The organism is Eubacterium maltosivorans, from assembly GCF_002441855.2.
Lineage (GTDB): Bacteria > Bacillota > Clostridia > Eubacteriales > Eubacteriaceae > Eubacterium > Eubacterium maltosivorans.
Window position 1 is genome coordinate 2600248 of record NZ_CP029487.1, and the last position, 25676, is coordinate 2625923.

Sequence of the window (25676 nt, forward strand, 5' to 3'; positions counted from 1 at the left end):
TTCTTTATTATAGCGCTTTGGCTCTGGTTTTTAAACCCATCGGAAAAACATTCACGTTACTAAGTTGACACATATGTGACACTCAAAGCTTTTCCCCGCTGATTTTACTGATCTGGTCATAAACCCATTCCTTGTCTTTGCTGTCATAAGGGAGCTGCTCCCAGTATTTATCAACCATCGTATAAAAGGTATTGACCGCCGCGAACTCCTCAGTCACTATACGGGTAGAAAGATCATTGTCAAAATGGAAGTAGGCGGCAGCACCCTCCTTTACCCAGATATTCAGATTTTCAATTAACTCTGGTGATGCCGATGGCCTCAAAGCAATCTGGACCTTAGGATCACTTTTCACAAATTTCAGAAAAGAGACCAGCTCTTTGATAATATGCTTCCCCGCAACCTCCACCTTACGCTTCAGCAACGCGGAAAAAACTGGCACCTCAATCACGGGGCGCTGTGCAAGACTTTTGATATAATCGAGACTCAAAATAATCCGGGTATATTTCTCCTCAGATAAAAACTGTCCAAGGCCTACCCGGCAATTGTCGTAATAGTCGATGAGGCTATGCTCTTCCTCACTGCTCAGGCACAGATCCATTAAAATCCCTTCAATAATACTTCTCCCTGAAGAGAGAAAAGACATGGATGTGGCAATAACATACTGATCGGTGTCATTGCGGTTAAAGCCTTCCATATTTTCCCGGGTGAAATCGCTGCAGACCACGCGGCTTCCTAAATTTTTAGTCAGCGGCTGGAAATTCTCCAGATGCCTTTTTAGAAAATTATCAAACTGTCGCTGGCTCATAGGGTCGGTGTAAATGGCGGAATAAGTATCGCCATTTGTCCCGTTTATTCCCACCAATGTCTGTTTTCCCTTAATGCTGAAAATATAATCATAGAAGGGACGCTCCACATCATAGGTATAGTAAGCTTCAGCATTTGTGGAAAGCAGTATGGGCAGCCAGTATTCAAACATGTTATAAATCTCTTCCTGTGAGCGGTTTAAATAGAACATGGTCATGAGCTTTGTCTTATTTTTTTCCGCCTCCAGAAAGCGCTTTTGTATTTTTCGTGTATCATTATTGCTTTGTTTAAAGATTCTTGAATCTGCATCATAGCCCCAGAAGATTTCTCCCTTTGGCAGTGACGCCAGTGTGTCAAACATATCGTCCAGAGCATCCATTTTACCAGTGATGCCCTTATAAATTTTATAGGTTGCGGTATAGAGACTATTCCCTCTTTCCTTATCTGCATATTTTGCTTCAAATTCTTTATCGACCAGCCACCGGGATACACAGCTTTCCAAATCCTGTTCTGTGTCTACAGCGATCCCCGGTTCCAGCGAGGAAAAGAACCGTTCCAATGTATTCAATCCCTGTTCTCTGTTAACTTTTACGATGGCACGAATAATTTCTTCAAAATAAGGTGATTTAGGCCCCAGCTCAACACGTCCATTTCTCCACCGGCTGATAATGGTTCGGTCAACATGGACAGTTCTTGCCAGCTGCGAACCCTGAATATAAAGCATATCCATCAAGTAAGCCAGCGGCGTAGCGGGTTTCTTTGCCATTTCCTTTCCTCCTTTTATAATTATTATAATCTACTTATTTATATACACTAAATGGTATTTTTAAAACAAAACGGTGGCATATTCTCCATTTAAGTCATTTTTACTTTTAATTTTTTCAACAAATGCACCATCTTCTTTATTTTAATCTTTTAAATCTAAAAGTGCAAGCGTATTTTGTGTACTAAAAAAGAGCACCCCGGAGGAGTGCTCTAAAGGTCTATTCTGACGGCTTATGCGCCGTAATAAATCTGATCCAGAAGCTCGCTGAACTGTTCTTTGGTCGGTGACAGCGGATTGGTCTGAGTGCAGACATCTTTCATAGCTTTTCCAATAATAATGTCCTTGCTGGCCTTAAAATCTGCCTCATCAATGCCCTGTTCTTTAAGGGATGTTGGAATATTGATTTCCTTACAAAGGGTAATGATGCTGTTGTACAGCATTTCTGCGGCATCTCCGCTGACATTTGGAATACCAATGGCACTCAGGAGACGGTTATATAAATGCTGAGCTCTGCCGCACTGCCCATTAAAGCGTACAACATATGGCAGACCGATAGCGTTGGCTAAACCGTGGGGCAAATGCCACTGTGCGCCAACTGCATGGGCAATACTGTGAGTGATGCCCAGACCTGCGCTGTTAAAGGCTATCCCGGCCATACAGGATGCAATCTGCATACTGGCCTTAGCTTCCAGATTACCACCATTCACATAGCATTCATACAGGCTCTTAAAAACCAGCTCCGCGGCCTTTGCCGCATAGCAGCGTGAAAACGGGTTATTATTGGTGGAAACGTAGGCTTCCACCGCATGAGTTAAAACGTCCATTCCTGTGGCCGCCGTCGCTGCTGGCGGAACGCTCTCGATCAATTTTGGTTCAAGAATCGCGGCGTCCGGCATCATAAGAATGTCGGTAAGCGGAATCTTAGTATTGTTTTTCTTGTCGGTAATAACCGCGTATTCCGTTACTTCAGAACCTGTGCCGGCGGTTGTCGGCATAGCGATAAAGTATGGTTTTTTAATGTAGTCTTCCTCAAAGAACATTTTTTTGAAATTGTAGCAGTAATAGATAATGGCCTTTGCTGAATCGATGGCTGATCCGCCGCCAAGGGCAATTAAAGCATCTGGTTTTTCCATCAGGATATGTGTCAGTCCCTTTTCAACAATTTCTGTAGACGGGTCTGGTTCAACGTCAGAAAAAACATGGTATTTGATGTTATGTTTATCCAACACGTCTGTCAGCATTTTCAGCAGGCCAAATTTGACCATCCCTTCATCCGTTACAATGCAGACCTGCTTAAAGTCGTGGTTTCCAACCTGTTCTATGGCGCCAATGCCATAGTAAATGGCCGGTTTTACCTGAAAAAACCGTATATCATTCAATTTGCTCATATTACCCTCCTTAGTATATTCGCTCAATAGTTTACATAATTCGTCAATTTGTATTATATCAAGTTTTTTGATGAGCGGAAAGGCAATCGCAAAATTTTGTTGTAAATGAACCAGTATGTATCTGTCCGACAAAAGTTTAACAAAGCTTTTTCTTTAAGTTTTTATCTTGAAAAGCATTTTGGTTTTACTTGACATTAATTTTCCGTTCCGATACACTGGGATTACCCCTATTTCTTATTTAGAAAAACAGAAAATAAGGGTATGTATCATGCATAAATACTACTAATTAAGAAGGAGCATCCCATGATTAAACAGCTAAAGCCCTACCTCGCGAAATACCGCCTTCCGTCGATATTGGCGCCACTCACGGTTATCGTCGAGGTTCTTCTGGAAATCCAGATTCCTTTTTTAATGGCTAAAATCGTGGATCAGGGTATCACAACGCGTGACCTGAACTACGTTTTTCAAATTGGCGCCATCATGGTGCTGGTGGCCCTCTGTTCATTGCTTTTCGGCGTTCTTTCCGGTCGTTTTGCCGCCAAGGGTGCCATGGGTTTTGGCAGTGAGCTCCGCAAAGCCGTTTTCGACAAAATCCAGGAATTTTCTTTTGCGAACATCGACCGTTTCAGCACTCCGTCACTGGTCACACGTCTGACCACGGATATTACCAATACTCAAATGGCCTACATGATGGTCATCCGCGTTCTGGTACGCGCACCCGTTATGCTGGTCAGCGCCACCATCATGGCGGCCGCCATCAACGGCGACCTTGTCCGCGTTTTTCTCATTGTCATTCCCATACTGGCCATTGCCCTGGCCACCATGTCCACCCTGGCCTTTCCGCGTTTTAACGCCATGTTGAAAAAATACGACGGGCTCAACGCGCAGGTTCAGGAAAACCTCATCGCCATCCGCGTTGTCAAAGCCTTTGTACGGGCACGTTACGAGAAGAAAAAATTTGCCGAAGCCAACGATAGCCTCATGCAGGCATCTCTTGCCGCTGAAAAAATCATTATCCTCGGCATGCCCATCATGATGCTAACCATGTATGCCACCATTATCGCCATCCTGTGGTTCGGAGGCAACATGATCATCGGCGGCACACTGCTGACAGGAGAACTCATCAGTTTTATTTCCTATGTGACGCAGATTCTTATGTCTCTGATGATGATCGCCCAGGTTTTTATTATGATTGTTCTCTCCCGTTCCTCTGTATCACGTATTATCGAGGTGCTGGAAGAACCCATCAGCATTACTGATGAAACGGCCGCTCCATCCCTCACAGCTGACGACGGCAGCATCGAATACCGGAACGTTTCCTTCAAATATCAGGAGGACGCGGCGGAAAATATCCTGACCGGCATTGATTTCTCCATCGCCTCCGGCGAAACCGTCGGTATCATCGGAGGAACTGGCTCGGCAAAAACTACGCTGGTTCAGCTTATTCCAAGGCTTTATGATGTAACAGACGGGCAGGTGCTGGTCGGCGGCCATGATGTTCGGGACTATACCCTGGACCACCTGCGATCGGTTGTCGCCATGGTCCTTCAGAAAAACGTCCTGTTCTCAGGCACAATCAAAGACAATCTGAAATGGGGCGATGAAAACGCCACAGACGAAGAAGTTATCGCCGCCGCCAAAGCAGCCTGTGCCCATGATTTTATCATGTCTTTCCCAGAGGGCTATGACACCTATCTTGGCCAGGGCGGCGTCAACGTATCCGGCGGCCAGAAGCAGCGTCTCTGCATTGCCAGAGCACTCCTGAAAAAGCCCAAAATCATCATTCTGGATGACAGCACCAGCGCGGTGGATACCGCTACCGACGCGGCCATTCGCGAAGGCTTCCGTCAGAATCTAAAAGATACTACCGCCATCATTATCGCCCAGCGTATTTCTTCGGTTAGCGATGCGGACAAGATCATCGTGCTGGACGAGGGCCGTATCGACGCTATCGATACCCATGAAAATCTCCTGGAAAACAATGCGATTTACCGTGAGGTCTTTCATTCACAGCAGAAAGGAGTTGAGGAATAATGCCAAAGAAAAAAAGCGTTCAAAAGCCCAAAAATATCAAAAAGACACTGCTTCGTATTTTTGGCTACATGGCAAAACGCAGATTGCTGCTTATACTTGTCATACTCTTTGTCTTTATCAGCTCCGGCGCCACCGTGGCCGGCACATATTTCCTAAAGCCCATCATCAACCAGGGCATTGTGCCTCTTATCGGAAAACCCCTCACCCCCGGCGCGCTCATGCCCTTTATCCAGATGCTGCTGCTAATGGGGGGAATCTATCTGGCCGGGGCGGCCTGTGCTTATGCCTATAACCGGATGATGATCGTCATCTCCAACGGAACCCTCAACGCCGTGCGGCGAGACCTTTTTAACAGCATGGAAGATCTCCCCATCAAATATTTTGACACCCATACACACGGCGAACTCATGAGCCGCTATACCAACGATGTTGATACTCTGCGCGAAGCCATTGCCATGAGCCTTCCGCAAATGCTGACCGCCACCGTCACGGTGGTGGGAACCTTTATCATGATGCTGATCTTAAGCCCGCTGCTGACTTTGATCGTCATCGGCATGCTTGTGATCATGTACTTTGTGATAAAAACTGTGGGAAGCCGAAGTGCCCGGGGCTTTAAAGCGCAGCAGAAGGCGCTCGGTGAAACTAACGGCTATATCGAGGAAATGATCGAGGGACAAAAAGTTATCAAGGTTTTCTGCCATGAGGACATTGTCAAAAATGATTTTGCCGAGCTCAACGACAAGCTGAGAAGCGCTTCTACTCAAGCCCATACCTACGCCAATGTGCTCATGCCTATCATGGGAAACCTCTCCTATGTGCAGTACGCTTTGACAGCCGCTTTCGGTGCAGTACTTGTTATTTTTGGCAGCATGGACTTAGGCTCCATCGCTTCCTTTTTACAGTACACACGCTCCTTCTCACAGCCCATCACCCAGATTTCCCAACAGTTTAACGCGCTGCTGACCGCTCTTGCCGGGGCTGAACGAATCTTTGAAGTCATTGACGCTGAGCCTGAAAAAGACGATGGTTATGTAACCCTCGTCAATGTCTGCGAATCCGCAGACGGCACTCTGACCGAATGTAAGGAAGTTACTAATACCTGGGCCTGGAAACATCCGCATCACGATGGCACCCTGACCTATGAAAAGCTCAGGGGGGATGTGCGTTTCCATGATGTTACCTTTGGCTACAGCGATGACAAAATGGTGCTGCACAATGTTTCTCTTTTTGCCAAGCCCGGCCAGAAGATCGCCTTTGTAGGCTCAACAGGCGCAGGCAAAACCACGATCACCAATCTTATCAACCGATTTTATGAGGTTCAGGAAGGCAAGATCACCTATGATGGTATCAACATTAAAAAAATCCGGAAAGTCGACCTGCGGCATTCCCTCGCAATGGTCCTTCAGGATACCCACCTGTTCACTGGTACTGTAGCCGATAATATCCGTTACGGCCGTCTCAATGCCACCGATGAGGAAGTCCACGCTGCCGCTGAGCTGGCCAACGCCGACTTCTTTATCCGCCATCTCCCTCAGGGCTATGATACCATGCTGACCTCCGACGGAGCCAACCTGAGCCAGGGGCAGCGCCAGCTGCTGGCCATCGCCCGGGCCGCTGTCGCCAATCCGCCGGTACTTATCCTCGATGAAGCCACCAGCTCCATCGACACCCGTACCGAGGCCCTTATTGAGCGCGGTATGGATCAGCTCATGGAAGGCCGTACTGTTTTTGTCATCGCCCACCGCCTGTCCACCGTCCGAAACGCCGACGCCATCATGGTACTGGAACACGGCCGGATTATCGAGCGCGGCGACCACGAAGAACTATTAAAACAAAAGGGGAAATATTACCAGCTTTATACCGGACAGTTTGAGCTGGATTAAAAAAAGAGGCCGTCTGGCCTCTTTTTCAGCATTTATCAAAAAAATAAAACATACTTAATCACACACCCCGCATTGATAACCAGTCTCCAAACGTTACGCGGACAGCCAGCTCTTGTCAGAGAGTCCTCCGGCACATACGAGATCTTACTTACTGCTGCTTCCTTCCGGACCTGACAGGGTTCATAAGTTCATATTGCGAAGGGTCCAACCGTCAACACCACTTATCCGCGGCAGACTCCAAATTCTGGCACCTCTTTGGGGAATTCAGCCCTGCTGTAGCGGATTGCAGGTTACAGGGCACCGCTAGTTCCCCGCCTAGTGTGATTAAGTATGTTTACTGCGAATACGCAGTGAATCTACAATATTTCATATTATACAGAACAACCTCTTTACTGTCAAGGGCTTTAAGCAGAAACAAGAATTGCCCCTGTATTTCCCTGTCGGCATGGTCAAATCAAAAGTTACCTTCACCTAAAAAAGCCCCGAAAACCGGGGCTTTTTTTACATTTTTTCTTCTAATAGAGATTTTTGTCTCTTTTTTTCTGCATTTTCTTTTTTCATGAACATCTCCGTGACCGGCTCAATGGCTACAGCAACCAAGATACCGCAGGACAATCCCAAAATTACACCAACTAGGTTCTGCCCTCCCTGGGAGAACGTTACTGTCAAACCAGCAAAGACAAGCGGAACTACGTTGAACCAGGTCTTTGCCAGGGGGATCATGTGCACAGCACAAACCACAAAAGTGATAACCAGAGTGCACACACCTGTCACCACACCAATGTTTATGCCAGTACTTCTTAAAAAATTATCCATTTGCAGATAAATTAATGCCCATATAACCCCGCATACCATACAGCATAAATAATTCGGCGTTTTTTTAAGCTCTGCTCCAGATGCAAATGTAACTCCTAATCCGATAAAAATAGGCCACATAAGATTTCCAAAAGGCCCAATTTGATAAATTCCAAGGACCAGTCCGGCCAGCACTCCAGATACTAAACTCATTTTTAACAAATAGCTGGTATTTTCATTCATTATTTCTCCCCTTAGCTGATTAAAAAAAACACATAGCTGTAAACAAGCTCTTCCATTCCCTGAAGACTGTCCATAGCATAACCCGCATCTGCTTCTGCTATTTCATATTTTTCAAGCGTTTCTGACGGATTTCTATAGTATTCTGATTTCATCTTTTCCCCCTATGCATAAACAGCGTATTCCTTGACAAATCGGAGCACTGTTTTTAAATTCTCCGGATTAATATCCCGAATCGTTAATAAATTTTTGTCCAGTGTAAAAATATACTTCCCACCAGGAGCCAGAATATCTACGATTTCCTTAGCTTTATCCAGACATTCCTGCTCTGTTCCTGTTTTTAACACGCCCATAGGATAAAAGCCAGCCAAAATATGTTTTTTTCCAAGTTTTTCTTTGACTTCTGATGGATTCCCCTCCTCAAAAATCATCATTGTATTTTCTGGCAATTCAAAGAGATAATCATAATAACGGGACCAGTCCTGTTCAACAAAGATCGTCGCGCCCACTCCTGCTTCATCCAGTGCCTCTACGTATCTTTTAAAGGTCGGCCAATAAAAGCGCTCAAAATCCTTTGTACGCATATATGGCGCCATATGCAAAGGTATAAATGTTCTCTGATATCGATTAGAATTTGGCTTGATTCCTGCTTTCACCATACAAGGCAGCAGCGCTTCACAGGCCGCTTCCACCTTATCTGGACAGCGTCTCATATCTTTGCTGATACCAGTAAAAGAACGAAGCTGGTCAGACAAGACATCAAAAGGTGTACAGGCGGCCGTACAAGCCATATTATAGACGGCCTTTCCGTGTTTTTCCGCAATTTTCAAGTATCCCTTATCAAGCTGTTCCATTACTGAATAAAAGGTAAACATCCCCTTCGCAAAAGCAGACTTTCCCTCAAAACCTTCTTTACCAAACTCACTATAAATTTGCGGCAATGCTTTGTCACAAATGGTCTTGAACGGATCTGCAACTAAGTCCTCATAGTCATTTTCATTTAGACTGGTCACCTCTGGATGTTGTAAAAATCCATCTCCCCCCATGACAAAATTTTTTGCTCCCAGTATTTTATACATCTGGGGGATACGTACCATTGTTGCAAAAATTGAGTCTGTGTCAAAATCTTTCGTCGTTTTTTCAATGGCCTCTAAATTCTTTTCAATGCTGTATTGTTCTCTTCTTAAATCAAATCCAACATAGCCAAGACAAAAAGAATTATCTCCTGAACTAAGAATTGGAACTCTTTTTGGTGTTTTTCCATTAAAGACATCTTCGAACAGTTGATTTTTTTCTGCTGTTCTTTTTTGATTATTCATATTTTTCCCCTTATTGTTTGTATTTACTTGCAAGTAATTACCTGTGAGTAAATATATCAAATTTTTAGAAAGTTGTCAATATTAATTTGCAACATGTTCAAAATTATGTTTTAATATTTAATTAGTCGGAGGTAAAGTACAGTGAAACACAAAGAAAACGGCAATACTAAACAAAAGATTTATGAAACCGCAAAACGGCTCTACATTGAGCATGGCTATTTTAATATTTCCAACAAACGTCTCTCGGAGGAATCCGGCATTAACCAGGGACTGATCACCTATTATTTTAAAAGCAAAAAAAATATAGCCCTTGCTGTATTAACAGAAGACTACTATATTCTTTCTGGCTATTTAAAGTATTTTATGACACCTGAAGATGATCCTTTGATGTATATTGTCACCTTTATGAATGTCACCTTTCAAATTCGAAAGCACGACCCAAAAGCCAGACGTTTTATTTCTGATGTTATGCAGGAGGATTTACTTGAGGAGTTCGCTTTTGTTAACCAAAAAGAAGAATATTTAAAACTTTTGAAAAAAAACAGCTCTACTTCAGAAAATCCAGAGACCCAGCTAAAGCTGGTTTTGGCAACGGTATACGGCACACAACGTACGATCCAGCGATTAATCAATGAAAGCATGGAACTTAGCTATGACGAGTATTTTCGGTATATGATTGAAATTCTGCTGTTCGCCCTGCATCTTCCAGATAAATCGGATATGGTTGATACCTTGATCCACAAATCGGATCAGGCCACAAAACAATTATTTAAAACCCATCCTCATCTGTTAAACGAGTCTGATTATCTCTACAAAAAATAAAAAAAGAGCTTTCGCTCTTATTTTCATATTATGGCGGACAGGGAGGGATTCGAACCCTCGGTACGCTATTCACGTACACACGCTTTCCAGGCGTGCTCCTTCAACCAGCTCAGACACCTGTCCGCAGATGCAGCTGCTCTCTCTTTGAGACGCTATTTTATTGTAAGCACATTTAATAATTATAATGGCAAAGCAAGCATTTGTCAATCCTTATTTCTCTAATTTTTTCAAAAATAGTTGGCAGCCGACAAATTTAGATTAAATAAAGACAGCAGGCGGATAATTATGGTAAAATACAATTAAAGGACAGTGAAATGCTCGAATACTTAGACTCGGTGGATGCTGTCAAGCAGTGGCTGCTCAGCTTTGGCGGCTGGACACCGTTTATTTATTTTTTATTTCAGATTCTCCAGGTCATTATTGCGCCGATCCCTGGCGGTACGACCACTCTGGTGGGTGGTGCGCTTTTCGGCTGGATAAAGGGCTTTCTGCTCAGTGAAGCAGGCATTATGATCGGAACTGCCGCCGCCTTTGGTATTGCGAAAAAACTGGGGCGTCCAGTTATTTTTAAATGGGTTCCTTCAAAATGGACAGATAAGCTGGATAATATACGCGAATCCCGGCTGAACATGGTTTTATTTTTAATCTTTCTGTTTCCCGGCTTTCCTGATGATATTTTCTGTTATCTGGCCGGGCTTACCAGGATGAACTTTAAAACCTTTATACTCATTGCCCTTCTGGGGCGCACTCCGGGCTTTTTGATGACAACGCTCATGGGCGCAGGCATCATGCAGGATAACCCTGTCCGTCTGATTATTGTCCTTGGACTGTATGGCATTTTTGCCGGCGTGTTGATTTTTAACAAAAAACGGATGGAGACCTATCTGGAGAACAGTAAAAAACAAAAAGGAGATCATTCTTAAATATGGACAATAAAGATGCCAAGCAATGTCACCGGCTGTTTCTCAGCGAACTGGCAACCATGGTGGTCTGCGGCTATCTGGTATACCTTCTTTCCACCACGTTAGAGGGCGGCCTTGATGTACGTCTCATTCTGCCGGGGGGGGTTTTAATTTTCACCCTGCTTCAGGGCTGTGGCTACTGGCTGTACCGTGACCAGGCCGCCTCTGGAAAAGCGGTCAATCAGACGGCTGTTCTTCGGATTTTTTCCCTTCTCAAGAAGGTCACGCCCTTTGTGATTGGGCTTTATCCTCTGTTTTTATTGGTACTGCTGTTCGCAGACCGGGGCGCACTGTTTGTTCCCTTTAACCTTTTTGGGCTGATCCTGTTATTTTTCTCAATCGCCGAATACATTAATTACTATTACTTCAATATGAATATCTGGAACTTCAAGACGCGCGCCCCATCGGATTTATCTGTAGAGCTGTCTGCGTTTAAGAAAAAGGAGGAATGAAATATGCGCATAATTATTGACGGAGATGCCTGCCCTAAGGGTGTACGGACGATCTGTGAGGAGACCGCCGCTTCTTATAAAATCCCACTGCTGATGGTCGCCGACACCTCCCATGATCTTGAGGGCGACGACGACTGCGAGATTATCCGAGTGGACCAGGGCCGGGACGCCAGCGATTATAAAATCGTCGGCATGGCTGAGCCTCAAGACATTATCATAACCCATGACTATGGCTTGGCTGCCCTTGTCCTGGAAAAGGTCACAGCGGTTCTCAGCCCCTCGGGCTTTGTCTACAGCACCGCTAATATTGACGAGCTGCTCTACCAGCGCTTTTTAAATCAAAAGCAGCGCCAGGCAGGACACGCTGCCAAAATAAAAAAACGGACGCCGGAAGACGACGCCGTTTTTAAACGGATGTTGATGACTTTTGTGGCACCTGTTGAGCTGATTCAGGAATAATTTAATCACCCACCCCAAGATCGGTGTTGTTCATCAGAACACAGATTCTGGGGTCTTTTTGTAGTTTTGGCAGGCTGTGTACGGTGAACCAGCGGATCAGCTCCGGGTCGGCCTTTACAGCGGTGCTGTTATCATTGAAAATATTGACATAGACACGCGAGAAATACTTTAGGGCTGTGCTCATATCTTTCTCAAACTGTTCCGGCGACTGGCCGGTCATGCCGAAAAGCAGGCAGCACTCATCATAAATTTCGGCGATGGCGGAAGGTGCCTGGTTATAGCCCATCCCCTTGAGCATGATCTCTTCCCGGTATTGCTCGTCAAAGGTCTCGATACCAATGCGCGGATGAAGACATATCCCCTCTTTGTCCATTTTCTCTTTTAAGACCCGGGTTTTTTCGCGAAGAAGCCAGTGGCTCTCCATATGCAGATGGCAGATATTCCTTTGACGGCAAATCTCAAGAACCTGTTTTTTCGTTTCCTCTGGCAATTCAAAGTATGAGCCTGAATTAAGTACCACAAGGCGGCCAAACTCACCTGTCACCTGTTTCAAAACCTTGTTGTTCAATGAAACGGATACCGAATCCGGGCCACTGTCCATATGGTAATCGCAGAAGCTGCACTTTTTCCAGAAGCACCCCCGGCCCATAAGCAGAACGATCTCCTGGGGCAGGGCGTCCTCAGGCAGGCAGCTGTAGCGTTCTTCAAACTTCATCTTAAAGCTCCAGCGCAGCAGCCCATTCTTCTTCTTTAAAGCCTACAAGCACTTTATCCTCAAAGATCAACTCCGGCCTCTTGACAAGCATACCATTGGTGGACAGTACCTCCGCCATTTCTTCCCGGGTCATAGTTTTTACCTTATCCTTCAGCCCCAGCTCTCGGTAAGCCATACCACTCACATTAAAGAATTTTCTGGGCTCTCCGCCGTATAGCTCCATCCACTTTAACAATTCTTCTTTTTTAGGGTTTTCCTTCACAATATCCCGCAGCTCATAGTCCACATTGTTGTCTTCTAAAAAGCGTTTAGCTTTCTGACAGGTCGAGCATTTAGGGTAACATAAAAAAATTGGTTTCATTTACTTTCTCCTTGCATAATATACTCACGGTGTCCGCTTTCGGCTTCCGTTTCTTCTTCTTTGACTTCAAATCCCAGCCGTTTGTAAAAATTTACGGCGCGGATATTTTCCACATAGGCGGCCAGCGTAATCATTCCTTTATAGCGGTTAAGCGCATACTCCATCAGACCGCGGCCAATGCCCTGATGCCAGCAGTCTGGATCAACGAACAGAGCGCCGATATGACGGCCCCCGACCACGGCGATAAAACCGTTGATCTTACGATCCTGTTCATTTACATAGACTTCGGATTGGGGAATATATTCCTTTTTTACTACTTTGGCATGGCCTCTCCAATAATTTTCCGAAATAAAGGACTGCCCCCTAACGCTGGCATTCAGCCAGATTTCCATGACCCGTTCAAGGTCTGCTTCGGTCATTTTGCGAATCATTTCAGTATAGCTCCGTTCCCTCTGAGCGAAGCTTGCGCTGCCACTCGCCATAAAGCATTTCCAGCTCGTCGCCGTAGTCTTTACTGCCCTGATCATCCTCGTCGTATTCCAGCTTTTCCAGGATTACTACCTCAAAGGCGTCTTTCCCAAGGCGTTTCCAGTCCTTATTCAGGTCACGGTTACGCATAAAGGTTTCCATATTCAGCTGAAAAACATCACTGTTGATTTTTCCCTTAATATTGTTTGTCGCTTCTAAAAATGTCTTTCCCGTCTCAATATGGCGGATAACAAATATTCCCATTTCCGGACGGTAATTTTTGTATGCTTCTTTTAATTCCTTTTTACGATCCATATTCATTTTAATACCCCATTTCCTTTAAAATGCGTGACAGAGCGGCCAGCCGCTCGCCTAAAAGCTCACCGTCTTCCGCCAGTGCCTGCGCAAAAAGTTTAATGTCCTCATCAATCATTTCATTGTCTGTATCGACCGCGATGGTCATGGCGTCTCCCTGGAGCCCCACCCGGTCGATCACCGGATTTTCCGGGTCATAAAGCTTATCGTGGCGGTAGGAATCTTCTCTGAAATACTGCTCTGCCCGGCAGATCAATATGGCCAGGTCAATAACCCGGTGCAGAGGCAGCTCCTCGGACTGACGCGACCACTTTTCGCCCGTGTAACGCCATACCTTGGCCGAAGCGTCCACGCGCCCACGGTCATTCCACTGGGCCAGCCCCAGCGAAAGCCCCTTGGCATCACTGTCGTAGGCCTTTCTTCCATCAATTTCCTCATAGTTTTCAACCTCAATAACAGGCTTATGTTTTAAATGTGTTGGTATCTTCATTTTGTTTGTCCTTAAATTTTATTTAGTAATTTACTAAATTTAGTAAATTACTACTTTCAATTATACGCGCAATTTAGAATTTGTCAAGTTTCTTAAAAACCCATCTTCTCAATCTCCAGCACCTTATCGGCCCAATCCCGATAAAAGGCGGCTTCGTGAGATACCAGAATAACGGTGCCGTCAAAATCCTGCAATGCTTCCTGAAGGCTTTCTTTTGCCAGATAATCCAAATGGTTGGTAGGCTCGTCGAGAATCAGCAGATTGCAGGGTGACAGTGTAAGCTTGCACAGCTTTACCCGGGACTGCTCACCGCCACTCAGGGTGGTGATGGGCTGCAGCACATGCTCAGCTTTAACACCGCATCGTGACAGAGCTGAGCGCGTCTGCTTCTGTGATAGTTTCGGAAAAGCTTCCGTAATAATTTCCAGTGGTGTCTGTCCTTCTCTCTCCCATTTCAAATCCTGTTCATAATAGCCAATGACCACATTTCTGGCGAACTCAAACCTCCCGGAAATAGGCGGAATTTCACCAATCAGGGTTTTTAACAGGGTCGATTTTCCGATACCGTTAAAGCCGGTGATCACCACGCGCTGGTTCTGCTCCAGCACAAAGTGCAGTTTTGGCAGTAAGGGATAGTAATACCCCACTTCCAGATCCTTAACCTCGAGAACCCTCTGCGCGGTGATTCCAGTGGATTTAAAGCGGATCATCGGCTTTGTAAGACCAGTCGGCGGCGCCATACGTTCGATTTTATCCAATTTTTTCTGGCGGCTTTTGGCCATGGCCGCGGTGGAGGCGCGCACTTTATTCTTCGCAATATATTCTTCAGTCCGTTCGATAAGTTTTTTCTGACTTTCATACTGCCTGATATATTCTTCCCGTTTCTGTCCCTTCTGTTTTAGAAAGGCGCTGTAATTACCATGATACTTGGTAATGGTGCCAAACTCAATATCCCCAATACAGGTCGTTACCTGATCCAGAAAATCAAAATCATGGGATACAAGAATAAAGGCACCCTCAAAGCCTGTAAGATATTTCGACAGCCACTCTACATGTTCTTTGTCCAAAAAGTTGGTGGGCTCATCCAGCAGCAGCACTTCTGGCTTTTCGAGGAGAAGCTTTGCCAGGATCACCTTTGCGCGCTGTCCGCCGCTCAGCTTTTCAAGAACCTTGTCCATGCCGATGGCTGTAATGCCAAGGCCGGCGGCCACACGGTAAATATGGCTCTCGATGCTATAAAAATCCCGGTCCTCCAGGGTTTCCTGCAAATTGGCGGCCTGATTGATCAGCTTTTCGCTGGTATCCTCTGCCATTTTTTCATACAGCCCGTTCAGCCGCTCCTCCATCCTGTATAAATCGGCGTAAGCCTGCTTCAGATACTCAAAGACAGTGATGCCCGCATCCACCTGGGCATACTGGTCCAGATGCCCTACAGATGCCTTTGGAAACCATTTGATCAGGCCGTCATCCGGGATGACTTCCCCAATCAGGGTTTTGATCAGGGTACTCTTTCCCGCACCATTTTGTCCGACCAGCCCCATATGCTCCCCATTGTACAGCTCAAAGGAGGCGTCATGATATAATACCTTGTCTCCATAGCTGTGAGACAGATCTTTTACTTCCAGTAAACTCATTGTTATCATTCCTTTCAAATCTAAAAATTCCAATAAAAAAGAGCGCACAGCGCTCTCTGCCTGAGGAGGGTTCTCCCGCTCCAAACAAAAAGGCTGCGGATGAAAACATCATCCACAGCCCGTTATCCCAAATTGCTGTCCTCCGGTAAAAAGCGCGTACGAAACAAAGCCGCCTGAGGCCGCCTGCAAACACTTTTGACCGATGAACTGATGGAGGCTACGCCTCCGGATTAAGCTCCGCACAATGTCTCATCGTTATCCATTTATTCGGAGCCTTTGCAATTGTAAGTGTCATGATAAAAATTCCCTTCGCTAAAATCGAACGGTATTGATTATACTCCCAATTCGGTGTTTTGTCAACTTCAGCTGGCCAGTTCCTGGCGTTTATCTGCTTTTGGGTTAAGAATAAACTTTTCCAGCGCATAGGCTACGCCGTGTTCATCATTGGTTTTTGTAATAAAATCCGAAATTTCCTTAACACGGTCAATGCCGTTTTCCATGGCTACGGCCAGCCCGGCGTGCTTGAGCATTTCATAGTCATTGTTGCTATCGCCCATGGCCATGACCTCTGTGCTTTGAATATTTAGATGACGGCACAAATGCTTTAACCCGTCCCATTTATTGGCTGTCGGGTTGTTGATCTCCAGATTGTTTTCCACCGCGGACGTGATGGTCAGATCCGTAGTGTTCTCGAGAACAGCTTTAAGCTCGCTCCGGTTTTCCATCTGGCTGAAAAAGATATTAAACTTTTCAACAGAATGTGTGTATAAAAAGTCAAAATAGTCTTCCGGGTCGGCTATGGTGTGTCGGGTTTCCCTGAAGAAATCCCAGTAAGCCCGGGGTACATGAAACCTGCTCAAGTCCTTCATGCAGTCCTCGATCACAATGGTTTTTCCTTCCACATAGGCTTCGATCATCAAATCATATTGCCTGAGCACCTTCAGAACTGTATCTAGATCCTGTTTTGTCAGGGGATTTTCGTAAAGCGTTATTTTGCGGCTCAGGTCGGTTACCTGTGCGCCGTTTGATGTAATGGCGTAGGAGACTCCATCGATGTCTGTAATTTCTTCGGGCAGCTCTCCAAACACACGCCCAGTCGTCGGCACGACAATGATTCCCTGGCTGACGGCTTTTTCAATGGTCACGATTGTCTCACGCGCCAGTGTGATGTCACTCTGAAGCGTGGTGCCATCCATATCCAATGCTACTAATTTAATTCCCATCGCTTTGTTCTCCTTGATTTTTATTCCATCATGATTCTATCACTTTTCCATGATAATAAGAAGCCGATTTTCCTTAAAAAGCATCTGAAAACCGTTGCCAGTTTACATCAAACCTTTTCAGAATAAGGCATGGCAGAAAAAACTGCCATTAAAAAAGCAGGCTGACGCCTGCTTTTTATCAGTTTTTTACTTTGTCAAACTTCTGAACCTTAAAGGTATGCTCACCGTTGGGGAACACGACTTCCAAAAGCTTTTTATTGTCGGTAAAATTCATTTCAGTGAGTACGGGCTGGTTCGCTCCATTAACACCCCATCCAATGATATAGGCGTCTTTCTCGTTGTCAACCTTCTGGGCGCTTCCAAATTCGGAGGAAGTGTAACCGTCCATGCTGTATTCTTTAAAATCAATGACTGTCTTGTTTTTTTCATCAAGCTTATACTTCAGCACACGGGTTTTTCCAGTGCCCTGGCCATTGTCAAAGACGACCAGGTAGCCATCATCCGTTAAGGATAGGCTGCTCTGACCAGAGGTTTTCTGATGATCGGCCAGGCCAAATTCATCACCCTTTCCGGAGAGCTTCCAGAGAATGTCCCCGGTGCTGCGGTCAATCTTCACAATGGTGTTGGCGTTTTTAAAGGATACGATCAGATTATTGTCTGACGGATCGAGTATCATAGCGTTGATATGCAGATAGTCCTGAGGTTTCATATTGCTGTTCGCAAAATCATTGCCTTTTTCGCTGAGCGCGTACAGCTCCGGATGGTCAGTGGATTTCCATGTGAAGACCGGTTTTCCATCCTTCACTTCCTGAATAACCGCAGCTACTACTTTTGATCCGAGAGGATTGGGATTTAATTCCGCTGGAATATTATCCACAGTTTCTGCCACATAGGATTCCGTAATCCAGTTTTTATCCCCAAGAAGAACAAAGTCATGCCCATCGACCGGATCACCCATGACCTTTTTATCATGATTGGTTTCATTAGGGTCCAGCAAAGAGATACGGGCGCCGTCGCGTTTGACTTCCTTGTATTTTTCATCAAGAACCACACGCGTTCCCGGCAGATAGTCTGTCAGGCCCATTGTGCTGACATCCGGGTCAACAATCTGGTAGCTGTAGCGGATATCACCGTTCTCCAGCTTATGCTGTCTGAAATCTGTAAAAATTTTGCCGTCAGCCTGTTCCGGGGTCAGGGCAACATACCAGGTAACATTCCCGTTCTGGTCCAGCTTGTACATGGCGGCCTTCTCGGTATCTGTCACATAAAAATCACCTTCGTAAGGGCTTTGTCCAGTCGCCAGCATTTCCGGGAGCTGCTTGGAAAGAGTTCTCAAATAAATCGTGCGGGTATCTTTACCATTGGTTACGACCATCTCCAGCACTTCATTACTGTCGATTTTCTTGACCGTTACCTTTGCCTTTTTATTGGTCTGAAGCTTTGCCTCATTGACCTCAATGGACGCTCCGGCATCATTCATCAGAATAAACTCGTTCTCATGTTCCGTTGTAAGGCTGGGGATATCATAGGTTGCTCCATCCTCGTTCAGCGGAATTTCCACCGCATAGCCGTTCACGCTGATGTGAACAATTCTGTCCTGCAGCAGCGTAATGTCTCTTCCGGCATACGCCAGAGCCACGCTGACCATAATGATAAGCACAAGCGCCAGGCCCGCAGCCACTGCGAGAACCTTTGCTGATTTGTTCATAGTTTACCTCCTCAATCACTTCAGATAGTATTGATATCAATGTTAGACTTTATATATAACGCCCGCCTGAAAAATCAGCTGTTGCCGGCGGCAGACGCTTCCTCACAAAGAGCGTGCAGCTCTGTATTTATCCTGTTCAGGTCGGTCTCATTTGCCAGAGCCACAATGGTATCGCTTGGCCTTATTTTAGTATCACCCTTGGGGATCAGTTCTTTTTCTCCCCTTCGGATAGCCACCAGCAGGCAGTTCTCCGGCCACTGAATTTCCCAGATACGCTTACCGACCAGACCGCAGCTGTGATGCACAGAGACGGCGATCAGCGTTTTGTTGCTGGTTTCAGGCAAAGGTTCTTCCCCGCGTCTCGCGACAATGCGGTCAAGCAGCATTTCATAGACCGGCTCAGATTTAAGTGCCGCCGCAGTGATCTCCGCAGTGATGGCAACAACCGATAAAGACAGCAGATGCGTAAAGGAGCCCGTCATCTCAGAAATCAGGACGATTCCTGTAATAGGCGCACGGACAATGGCGGTAAAATAGCCGGCCATTGCCAGAATGATAAAATTATTGATGAGCTGCGGATCCATCCCCATTCCGCGGACAACGACCATGCCATAAAATCCACCGATATACGCGCCCAAAACTAAAAGCGGAAAAAAGATACCGCCCGGCGCGCCGGAACCAAAGCTAAACATGGAGAAGATAAACTTCACCACCAGCAGCAGCAGGATCATGGTCAGGGGCAGATTACCCGGCGCCAGAAGCTCGATCATCATGTGTCCGCCGCCCAATACCTGGGGCAGCGTAAAGCCCAGAATCCCAGCCATTAAAAAGGGGATAACCGGACGGAATTCAGCTTTTAAAAAGGTCATCCTGGCGTATAAATCCTGGGTACCTGCCAGCACCTTATTGTAAAAAGCGCCGCCTGCTCCCAGAATAATTCCCAAAAGAATGATAAAGCCATAGTATTTCAGCGGAATCGAGGAGTCTACCCGAAACTGAAATACCGAACCCAACCCAAAAACATATTTTGAAACAAAGTCCGCAGTGACGGAAGCCGTCATAGCGGAAAAAAGCACAGTTGCAGAGAAATTTTTATGAACCTCCTCCAGAGCAAACATAATGCCTGCCAGCGGCGCGTTAAATGCCGCTGCCAGCCCCGCGCTTGCCCCGCAGGTCATCAGATAGCGTTCTTCAATGTTAAGGCGTTTAAAAATCCTCGAAAAGCCCTTGCCGCCCATGGCGCCAAGCTGTACAGACGGGCCTTCACGCCCCAGGGACAACCCCCCGATAATGCAGAGAATCCCCCCTACTAATTTTCCGATGATAACCTTGAGCCAGGGCTCTTCAAAATATCCCTGAAGCTCCCCTTCTACCTGGGGAATCCCGCTTCCAGAGATCATCGGCTCCCACTTGACCATCCTCCCGACAATTACCGCCATCACGATAAGGGCGGCAAACCATGCCGCAATGGCCCAGTGGTGTTCACCCGCGTAAGATAAAATAAAACTCATATTTTTTTCTGAAAAGTTCAGGGCCAGCCGGTAGATAATCGCGATACCGCCTGCGATCATACCGACAAAAATCCCCTCCATCGCCAGGAGGTATTTCATATTACGCGTATGGGCTATTAAATTTTCTGTGCTGTTCTCAACAGGCTTAAACACTTCTCTCACCTTTAAATTTCCTTAGAAATCTTTATAAGTTTACCATAATTTGAAAAAATATACAAATATTGAGGACTTTTTACGCCTTCTACAAATGGTTTTTCTTAAAAAATTTAATACAAAAATAAGAGGCCGCCACCGGTTCACCGGGACTACCTCTTGAAATAAGGAAAAGAAATGTATGTTAAGCTTTTTTACTAAGACACCAGCATATTCTCAAGCGCCTGTACCTCGTCACCCGTCACGCCCATGCGGCTACCGTCTTTGCCGAACAGCATGGCGTCACTGCGATCAAAGGCCAGATCGACCTGTGGCGGCAGGGTATTCCAGCAAGTCGGCGTCTTGACATTAACCTTGCCAAAGCGCGTCTCAAGATGATAGATAGACTCTCCGCCCAGCTCTTCCTTTGACAGAACAGAGGCTGGCAGCCGGAAGGCATCCTCCCTTCCGGCACTTCTGATTTTAATATTTTCCGGACGTACTCCAAGATAAAAGTGATTCATATCAATGATATTGGTGGGCGGCGCGCCGATAAACTGCGCCACAAAGAGATTGGCAGGGTTGGTGTATATCTCCTTCGGGGTTCCCTTCTGCATAATCTCCCCCTGGTTCATGACCACGATATAAGTTCCCATGGACATTGCCTCAACCTGGTCGTGGGTGACGTATAAAAAGGTGTTCTTGACCTTTTTATACATTTCGATGAGCTCAAAGCGCATCTGAGTTCTGAGCTTAGCGTCCAGATTGGACAAAGGCTCATCCATGAGAAAAACCCGGGGATCTTTGACAATGGCCCGGGCCAGCGCCACACGCTGCCGCTGTCCGCCGGACATCTGGGCAGGCAGTTTTTCTGCCTGGTCCGACAGATCAACCATCTTCAAGACGTCGTCCACCATTTTTCGGCGTTCCTCCTTTGGAATTTTCTTAATCTTCAGACCATACTCAACATTTTTAAAAACGCTCATATGGGGATAAAGGGCATAATTCTGAAAGACCATGGCAATCTCCCGGTCCTTCGGCTCGCTGTCGGTCACATCTTTATCATCGATGAAAAGCCCGCCGGAGGTAGGCGTCTCAAGACCTGCGATAATCCGGAGCAGCGTTGATTTTCCGCAGCCCGATGGCCCCAGCAGAATTGTAAAGGAGCCATCCTCTATTTCCAGAGAGATATCCTTTAATACCTTGGTTTTGTTAAAATCCTTCACGAGATGCTCTATCGCTATTTTTCCCATGTTTTATACTCCTCTCACAAGCCTTTCCTTCAGGTCTTCTGTCTCTCCGGCAGAAAGGCCGGCTTCCAGAAAATACTGCCTGGCGCTTTTGAAATACCGTTCCAGATAGTCCAGCGTTTTTTCCATATATTCGGGTTCTGACCCCAAAAGCCGCGCTGCCACCAGGTCCATCGCCTCACTTTTCGGAAGCCCCGGAGGCTGCATCCGCCGGAATTTTTCACGCATGAGTTCCGCACTTTTAGCGTAGCTGTCCACTATGAGCCGCCGGTCTACGCCCGCAAGTCCCAGCAGCAGCGCTGCGGTCACTCCGGTTCGGTCTTTGCCCGCAGTGCAGTGGAACACCACGCCGCCGGGCGCATTTAAAATAATCTGACCAATTTTTTTAAATCCGGCGGGCTGGTTTTCCAGCAGGTCAATGTATAATTCCGTCAGTGTTGACAGTTGTGTGATATCCTCTAAATCAGCCGCGCTCTGGTTCATAAGGGACAGTGTAATATAGTCAAAATCCGCATCTGAAGCTATCACGTCCGGCACTGCACTCCGCTCCTCTGGTGTTCTCAGGTCAATGACTGTGGATATTCCCAAATCCTTCATGCAGGTAACATCCCGCTCAGACAGCTCACCCAAAGCGTCCGCCCGGTAGGCTACCTCATAACATGTAGCGCCGTCTGTCCCTGGAAAACCGCCGAGATCTCGAAAATTATGACATCCATCCAATTCGATCTGGTATTCTTTATAGTCAAGCATTTTTTACTTAATCCCCCATTTCACAAAAGAGTCAACAATCTGCCGTTGCATAAAAAGATAGAGCAGCAGAATGGGAATACATGAAATTGTAGTGGCTGCCATCAAAGCCCCCCACATATTGGTGTCTGAGCTGACAAAAGTCCGCAGGCCAATCTGTATTGGGGCATTCTCCAGCTTTGATGTAATGAGCATAGGCCACATATAATCGTTCCAGGAATTGATGAACAGTAAAATTCCCAGGGAGGCCACGGAAGCCTTAATATTTGGTAGGATAACGCGGGTCAGGATTCCCCACTCACTGTCGCCGTCCATGCGGGCCGCGTCGATGAGCGCTTTGGGAAAGGCCTCAAAAACCTGAAAGAGATTCAGAATCGCAAAGGCTGTGGCCGCCGTCGGCAGCACAATTCCCAGCAGGTTTTCTTTCAGCCCCATATTGACAATGGTCACATAATTGGGAATCATGATGGCCTGAACAGGTATGAGCCAGCATAGGCTCAGCAGCCCGTAGATCAGCTTTTTACCTTTGAAGTCCCAACGTGTCAGCGCATAGGCCGCCAGCAGGCTGGTGCACAGCTGCAGCGTCGTCATCAAGACCGACATGACAATGGAATTGCCAAGCATCCGCCAGATGGGCATGCTCTGAAAGGCGTAGATATAATTGTTGAAGGTCGGCGCTGCGGGCAGCAGTGCCGAGCCAAAAATCTCCGCTTCATTTTTAAAGGAGGAGACAATCATCCAGTACAGGGGAAACACCGCGATAAAGCTGAGCAGGATCAGCAGCGCGTGCTTTACTCCGGCCGAGGCCTTGCGGCTGGCTTTTATGGTTGTTGCTTTCATAGAGGCCTCCTAATTATCATAAAATACAAACCTGGCCGAAAGCCGGTTTAACAGCAGGGCGATGATCCCGAAAATAATGAAAAAGATTACCGCTGAGGCTGAGCTCATGCCCACGTTCAGGGATGAAAAGCCATACTTGTACATCTCATAATAAATATTGGTGGTGGTACCGTATGGGCCTCCCTGCGTCAGCAGATCAATGTAGGCGAAGGTCCATTGGCTGGCAAAGAGAATGCTCATCATCAGCATAAAAATGACAGTGGGCGAGATCAGCGGCAGGGTAATAGTCGTAAACTGGCGCAGCTTGGAGGCTCCGTCAAGACGGGCTGCCTCAAAGTAATCCCGGTTAATCCCTGTCAGTGCCGCCGAAAACATCAAGGTGCTGAAACCAATCATTTTCCAGCCTGTAATGAGCAGAATCGTCATGCGCGCCACGCCTTCTGTCAGGAAAAAGGAGATGTTGGTATCACTGATTCCCAGACCCACGATGAGCTGATTAATGAGTCCGCTGCTGGGGTTCAGCAGCCAGCGCCAGATGGTGGCTGTGGCAACCGGCGCCATAATCATGGGAATAAAGAACAGGGCGCGGTAAAAATTCTTGGCTTTTGACGGAAGGTCGTTGGTGGCAGACGCCAGAAACAACGGAATAATCACTGAGAAGGGCAGCAGGCCAACGATATAAAAGACGGTGTTTCCAATGGAGGTAAAGAAATCCTTGCTGGTCAACAGCTTGGTAAAATTGGAGATACCTACAAACCTCGGAATGGTTCCCGGCACCATGCCCCAGCTATGAAAGGCGTAGTAGACAGTCTCAGCCAGAGGCCTGTAGAGCCAGAAAGCAATGAGCACAAGAGCGGGCAGCAGAAACAGCCAGGGTTTATAGTTAAACTTAAATTTCGGCCTTGGCTTTATCCGTTCCCCTGCCCTTTCAATATCCGGCGCCAGGGTATAAACCTGGGCCGGAAGCTTTAAAAATTTTTTCATCTGTTCATCACCTTATTGTTAATTGTTCTTTAGAAGGTCATTCATCTGTTTAGCCGCGTCCGATAAAACATTCTGAACATTGCCTTCAGTGATGGACTTGACAGTAGCGTCAAGGAATACCTGATACTCTTCCTTTGCTCCAGTTCCTGGCCAGATGGTCACCGGTTTGATTCTTTCAAGTTGCTTCAGGTTTGTTTTGACAATGGGGTTCGCGTCCACAAAATCCTTGAGATACGCCGGATCTTCGGTAATATCCATTCTCAGCGGCAGATAGCCGATTTCAGAAGTGATGATGGTGTATCCTTCCTTTCCGGTAGCATACTTGATAAACTCCCATTCGGCTGCAGACTTGGTCGGATCATCTGAACGGACTGCCAGGCAACTCCCGGAATTTACCGGAACAGAGGCTTTATCACCAAACTGCGGCATTTCTGCACCTAACAGCTCCCAGCCGCCGGCCTTTGCCGCGCTCTGGTAACCGCTGAGCAGGGAAGTGGACTGGAGATTCATGGCCACGTTGCCAGCCATAAAAGCATCCATGACATCCTTGTCGCTGCCTTTTACCGCTGCGCCACTGCTGTAGAGCTTATTCCACATTTCATAAGCCTCAACAGCTTCCGGGCTGTCAAACTTCGCCTCGGTTTTATTGCTGTTCAACACCTCACCCCCGTTTGAAAAGATCAGTCCCTCGCTGATCCAGCCATTATCCGGCGCGAGGCCAAAGCCATCTTTACCGGTTTTTTCCTTGATCTGTACCGCTGCTTTATAGACGTCATCCCAGGTTTTTGGCAGATTTGTTGTATCCAGGCCCGCCTGTTCAAAAAGCCCTTTGTTGATGTAGAGGATCGGTGTGCTGAAGGTAAAGGCCAGCCCGTACATCTGCCCGTCAATTTTCCCGAGTTCCAGAGCATTTGGAATCATCTGACCTGTATGCTCTGCCAGCTCATCCGCAGGAAACAGCTCTTCATAAGATTTAAAGCCAAGGTTCAGCCGGGAAGCGTCCAGCATTCCAAAAGCGTGCTGGACAATATCCACCTCCATACCCGCGGCGATATCCGCGCTGTTCTGGCTCATGTTGTTGTCCACAACGCCCTTAACGACAACACCCTTTTCCTTACCGACTGTCTCATTAAAGCTGCTGATCAAATGCTCCATGCCAGACTTCATGGTTGGGTATCCCAGGCTGTAAGAATAAAAGGTAATCTCGGTGGGATTGTCAGGATCAAGCTTTCCTGATGATGCGTTGACCGCTGAATCGCTTCCGGCTCCTCCAGTACCTGTACTGCTGCAGCCTGCCAGGGTTGTGCCTGCGACCGCTGCCGACAAAATAACGCCTAAAATGCCCTTAACAAATTTATTCATTGCATTGCTCCT

At 46.6% G+C, this 25676-nt stretch carries 25 protein-coding genes, 1 tRNA gene and 1 other RNA gene; 6 read left to right on the forward strand and 21 right to left on the reverse strand.

The genetic code is table 11. The features are described from left to right. Positions 1-82: 82 nt before the first annotated feature. Positions 83-1570, reverse strand: a complete 1488-nt coding sequence (locus CPZ25_RS12325) for a hypothetical protein (RefSeq protein ID WP_074616495.1) — start codon at positions 1568-1570, stop codon at positions 83-85. 230 nt (positions 1571-1800) lie between these two features. Continuing rightward, positions 1801-2958, reverse strand: coding sequence for a 1-propanol dehydrogenase PduQ (locus CPZ25_RS12330; RefSeq protein WP_058696167.1), 1158 nt, complete (start codon positions 2956-2958; stop codon positions 1801-1803). 303 nt (positions 2959-3261) lie between these two features. Between CPZ25_RS12330 and CPZ25_RS12335 the strand changes: the two genes are divergently transcribed. Both CPZ25_RS12335 and CPZ25_RS12340 read left to right on the forward strand, forming a co-directional pair. Beyond that, on the forward strand, positions 3262-4992 hold the full coding sequence (locus tag CPZ25_RS12335; protein WP_096918723.1) for an ABC transporter ATP-binding protein: 1731 nt from the start codon (positions 3262-3264) through the stop codon (positions 4990-4992). Then, a complete protein-coding gene (locus CPZ25_RS12340) occupies positions 4992-6875 on the forward strand; it encodes an ABC transporter ATP-binding protein (protein WP_058696169.1) in 1884 nt (627 codons plus the stop codon). Before CPZ25_RS12335 ends, CPZ25_RS12340 begins: the two co-directional genes overlap by 1 nt. A 58-nt stretch (positions 6876-6933) precedes the next feature. Here CPZ25_RS12340 and ffs read toward each other — a convergent pair. The 4 genes from ffs to CPZ25_RS12355 form a co-directional block, all read right to left on the reverse strand. Next, an RNA gene (gene ffs / locus CPZ25_RS12345) (signal recognition particle sRNA large type) lies at positions 6934-7199 on the reverse strand. 177 nt (positions 7200-7376) lie between these two features. Next, positions 7377-7913: a DUF1097 domain-containing protein gene (locus CPZ25_RS12350; protein WP_096918724.1), complete on the reverse strand. Its 537-nt coding sequence runs from the start codon at positions 7911-7913 to the stop codon at positions 7377-7379. 11 nt (positions 7914-7924) lie between these two features. Continuing rightward, positions 7925-8065, reverse strand: coding sequence for a hypothetical protein (locus CPZ25_RS20520; RefSeq protein ID WP_167495226.1), 141 nt, complete (start codon positions 8063-8065; stop codon positions 7925-7927). Positions 8066-8074: 9 nt separating this feature from the next. Next, positions 8075-9229 carry a uroporphyrinogen decarboxylase family protein gene (locus CPZ25_RS12355; RefSeq protein ID WP_058696171.1) on the reverse strand — a complete coding sequence of 385 codons (1155 nt, stop codon included), beginning with the start codon at positions 9227-9229 and terminating at the stop codon, positions 8075-8077. Between the two features lie 141 nt (positions 9230-9370). Here CPZ25_RS12355 and CPZ25_RS12360 point away from each other — a divergent pair, with 141 nt between their 5' ends. Next, entirely contained in the window at positions 9371-10051 is a 681-nt protein-coding gene (locus tag CPZ25_RS12360; RefSeq protein WP_058696172.1) for a TetR/AcrR family transcriptional regulator, read from the forward strand. A gap of 31 nt (positions 10052-10082) precedes the next feature. On the opposite strand, the gene CPZ25_RS12365 is transcribed toward CPZ25_RS12360, so the two are convergent. Beyond that, positions 10083-10174, reverse strand: a tRNA-Ser gene (locus tag CPZ25_RS12365). 191 nt (positions 10175-10365) lie between these two features. Here CPZ25_RS12365 and CPZ25_RS12370 point away from each other — a divergent pair. From CPZ25_RS12370 to CPZ25_RS12380, 3 genes are read left to right on the forward strand one after another with little or no spacing between them, the layout of a single operon-like run. Then, positions 10366-10974 (forward strand): TVP38/TMEM64 family protein, encoded by a 609-nt coding sequence (locus CPZ25_RS12370; RefSeq protein WP_058696173.1) that lies wholly within the window; start codon positions 10366-10368, stop codon positions 10972-10974. A gap of 2 nt (positions 10975-10976) precedes the next feature. Continuing rightward, a complete protein-coding gene (locus CPZ25_RS12375) occupies positions 10977-11465 on the forward strand; it encodes a hypothetical protein (protein ID WP_074616490.1) in 489 nt (162 codons plus the stop codon). 3 nt (positions 11466-11468) lie between these two features. Then, complete coding sequence (locus tag CPZ25_RS12380) at positions 11469-11924, forward strand: YaiI/YqxD family protein (RefSeq protein ID WP_074616489.1); 456 nt, start codon at positions 11469-11471, stop codon at positions 11922-11924. 1 nt (position 11925) lies between these two features. Here the strand turns inward: CPZ25_RS12380 and CPZ25_RS12385 are convergent, their stop codons facing one another. From CPZ25_RS12385 to CPZ25_RS12450, 14 genes are all read right to left on the reverse strand, one after another. Further along, positions 11926-12639, reverse strand: coding sequence for a hypothetical protein (locus tag CPZ25_RS12385; protein ID WP_058696176.1), 714 nt, complete (start codon positions 12637-12639; stop codon positions 11926-11928). Position 12640: 1 nt separating this feature from the next. Continuing rightward, positions 12641-13000, reverse strand: a complete 360-nt coding sequence (locus tag CPZ25_RS12390; protein ID WP_096918725.1) for an arsenate reductase family protein — start codon at positions 12998-13000, stop codon at positions 12641-12643. After that, positions 12997-13431, reverse strand: a complete 435-nt coding sequence (locus CPZ25_RS12395; RefSeq protein WP_167495227.1) for an N-acetyltransferase — start codon at positions 13429-13431, stop codon at positions 12997-12999. Before CPZ25_RS12395 ends, CPZ25_RS12390 begins: the two co-directional genes overlap by 4 nt. Position 13432: 1 nt before the next feature. Next, entirely contained in the window at positions 13433-13789 is a 357-nt protein-coding gene (locus CPZ25_RS12400; protein ID WP_058696179.1) for a GIY-YIG nuclease family protein, read from the reverse strand. 1 nt (position 13790) lies between these two features. Next, entirely contained in the window at positions 13791-14273 is a 483-nt protein-coding gene (locus CPZ25_RS12405) for a DUF6530 family protein (protein ID WP_013382657.1), read from the reverse strand. A gap of 92 nt (positions 14274-14365) precedes the next feature. After that, a complete protein-coding gene (locus CPZ25_RS12410) occupies positions 14366-15907 on the reverse strand; it encodes an ABC-F family ATP-binding cassette domain-containing protein (RefSeq protein ID WP_096918727.1) in 1542 nt (513 codons plus the stop codon). A 362-nt stretch (positions 15908-16269) separates the two neighbouring features. Continuing rightward, the gene (locus CPZ25_RS12415) at positions 16270-17130 is read right to left on the reverse strand and encodes a Cof-type HAD-IIB family hydrolase (RefSeq protein ID WP_074616485.1); all 861 of its coding nucleotides are present in this window, start codon (positions 17128-17130) and stop codon (positions 16270-16272) included. Between the two features lie 178 nt (positions 17131-17308). Next, complete coding sequence (locus CPZ25_RS12420; protein WP_058696182.1) at positions 17309-18838, reverse strand: aryl-sulfate sulfotransferase; 1530 nt, start codon at positions 18836-18838, stop codon at positions 17309-17311. Positions 18839-18912: 74 nt separating this feature from the next. Continuing rightward, on the reverse strand, positions 18913-20511 hold the full coding sequence (locus tag CPZ25_RS12425) for a ClC family H(+)/Cl(-) exchange transporter (RefSeq protein WP_096918728.1): 1599 nt from the start codon (positions 20509-20511) through the stop codon (positions 18913-18915). 188 nt (positions 20512-20699) lie between these two features. Then, a complete protein-coding gene (locus CPZ25_RS12430) occupies positions 20700-21734 on the reverse strand; it encodes an ABC transporter ATP-binding protein (RefSeq protein WP_096918729.1) in 1035 nt (344 codons plus the stop codon). Between the two features lie 3 nt (positions 21735-21737). Next, complete coding sequence (locus tag CPZ25_RS12435) at positions 21738-22481, reverse strand: tyrosine-protein phosphatase (RefSeq protein WP_096918730.1); 744 nt, start codon at positions 22479-22481, stop codon at positions 21738-21740. Positions 22482-22484: 3 nt separating this feature from the next. Beyond that, the gene (locus CPZ25_RS12440) at positions 22485-23318 is read right to left on the reverse strand and encodes a carbohydrate ABC transporter permease (RefSeq protein ID WP_058696185.1); all 834 of its coding nucleotides are present in this window, start codon (positions 23316-23318) and stop codon (positions 22485-22487) included. A gap of 9 nt (positions 23319-23327) precedes the next feature. Further along, a complete protein-coding gene (locus tag CPZ25_RS12445) occupies positions 23328-24302 on the reverse strand; it encodes a carbohydrate ABC transporter permease (RefSeq protein ID WP_096918731.1) in 975 nt (324 codons plus the stop codon). A gap of 18 nt (positions 24303-24320) precedes the next feature. Further along, on the reverse strand, positions 24321-25664 hold the full coding sequence (locus tag CPZ25_RS12450; RefSeq protein WP_096918732.1) for an ABC transporter substrate-binding protein: 1344 nt from the start codon (positions 25662-25664) through the stop codon (positions 24321-24323). Positions 25665-25676 lie beyond the last annotated feature (12 nt).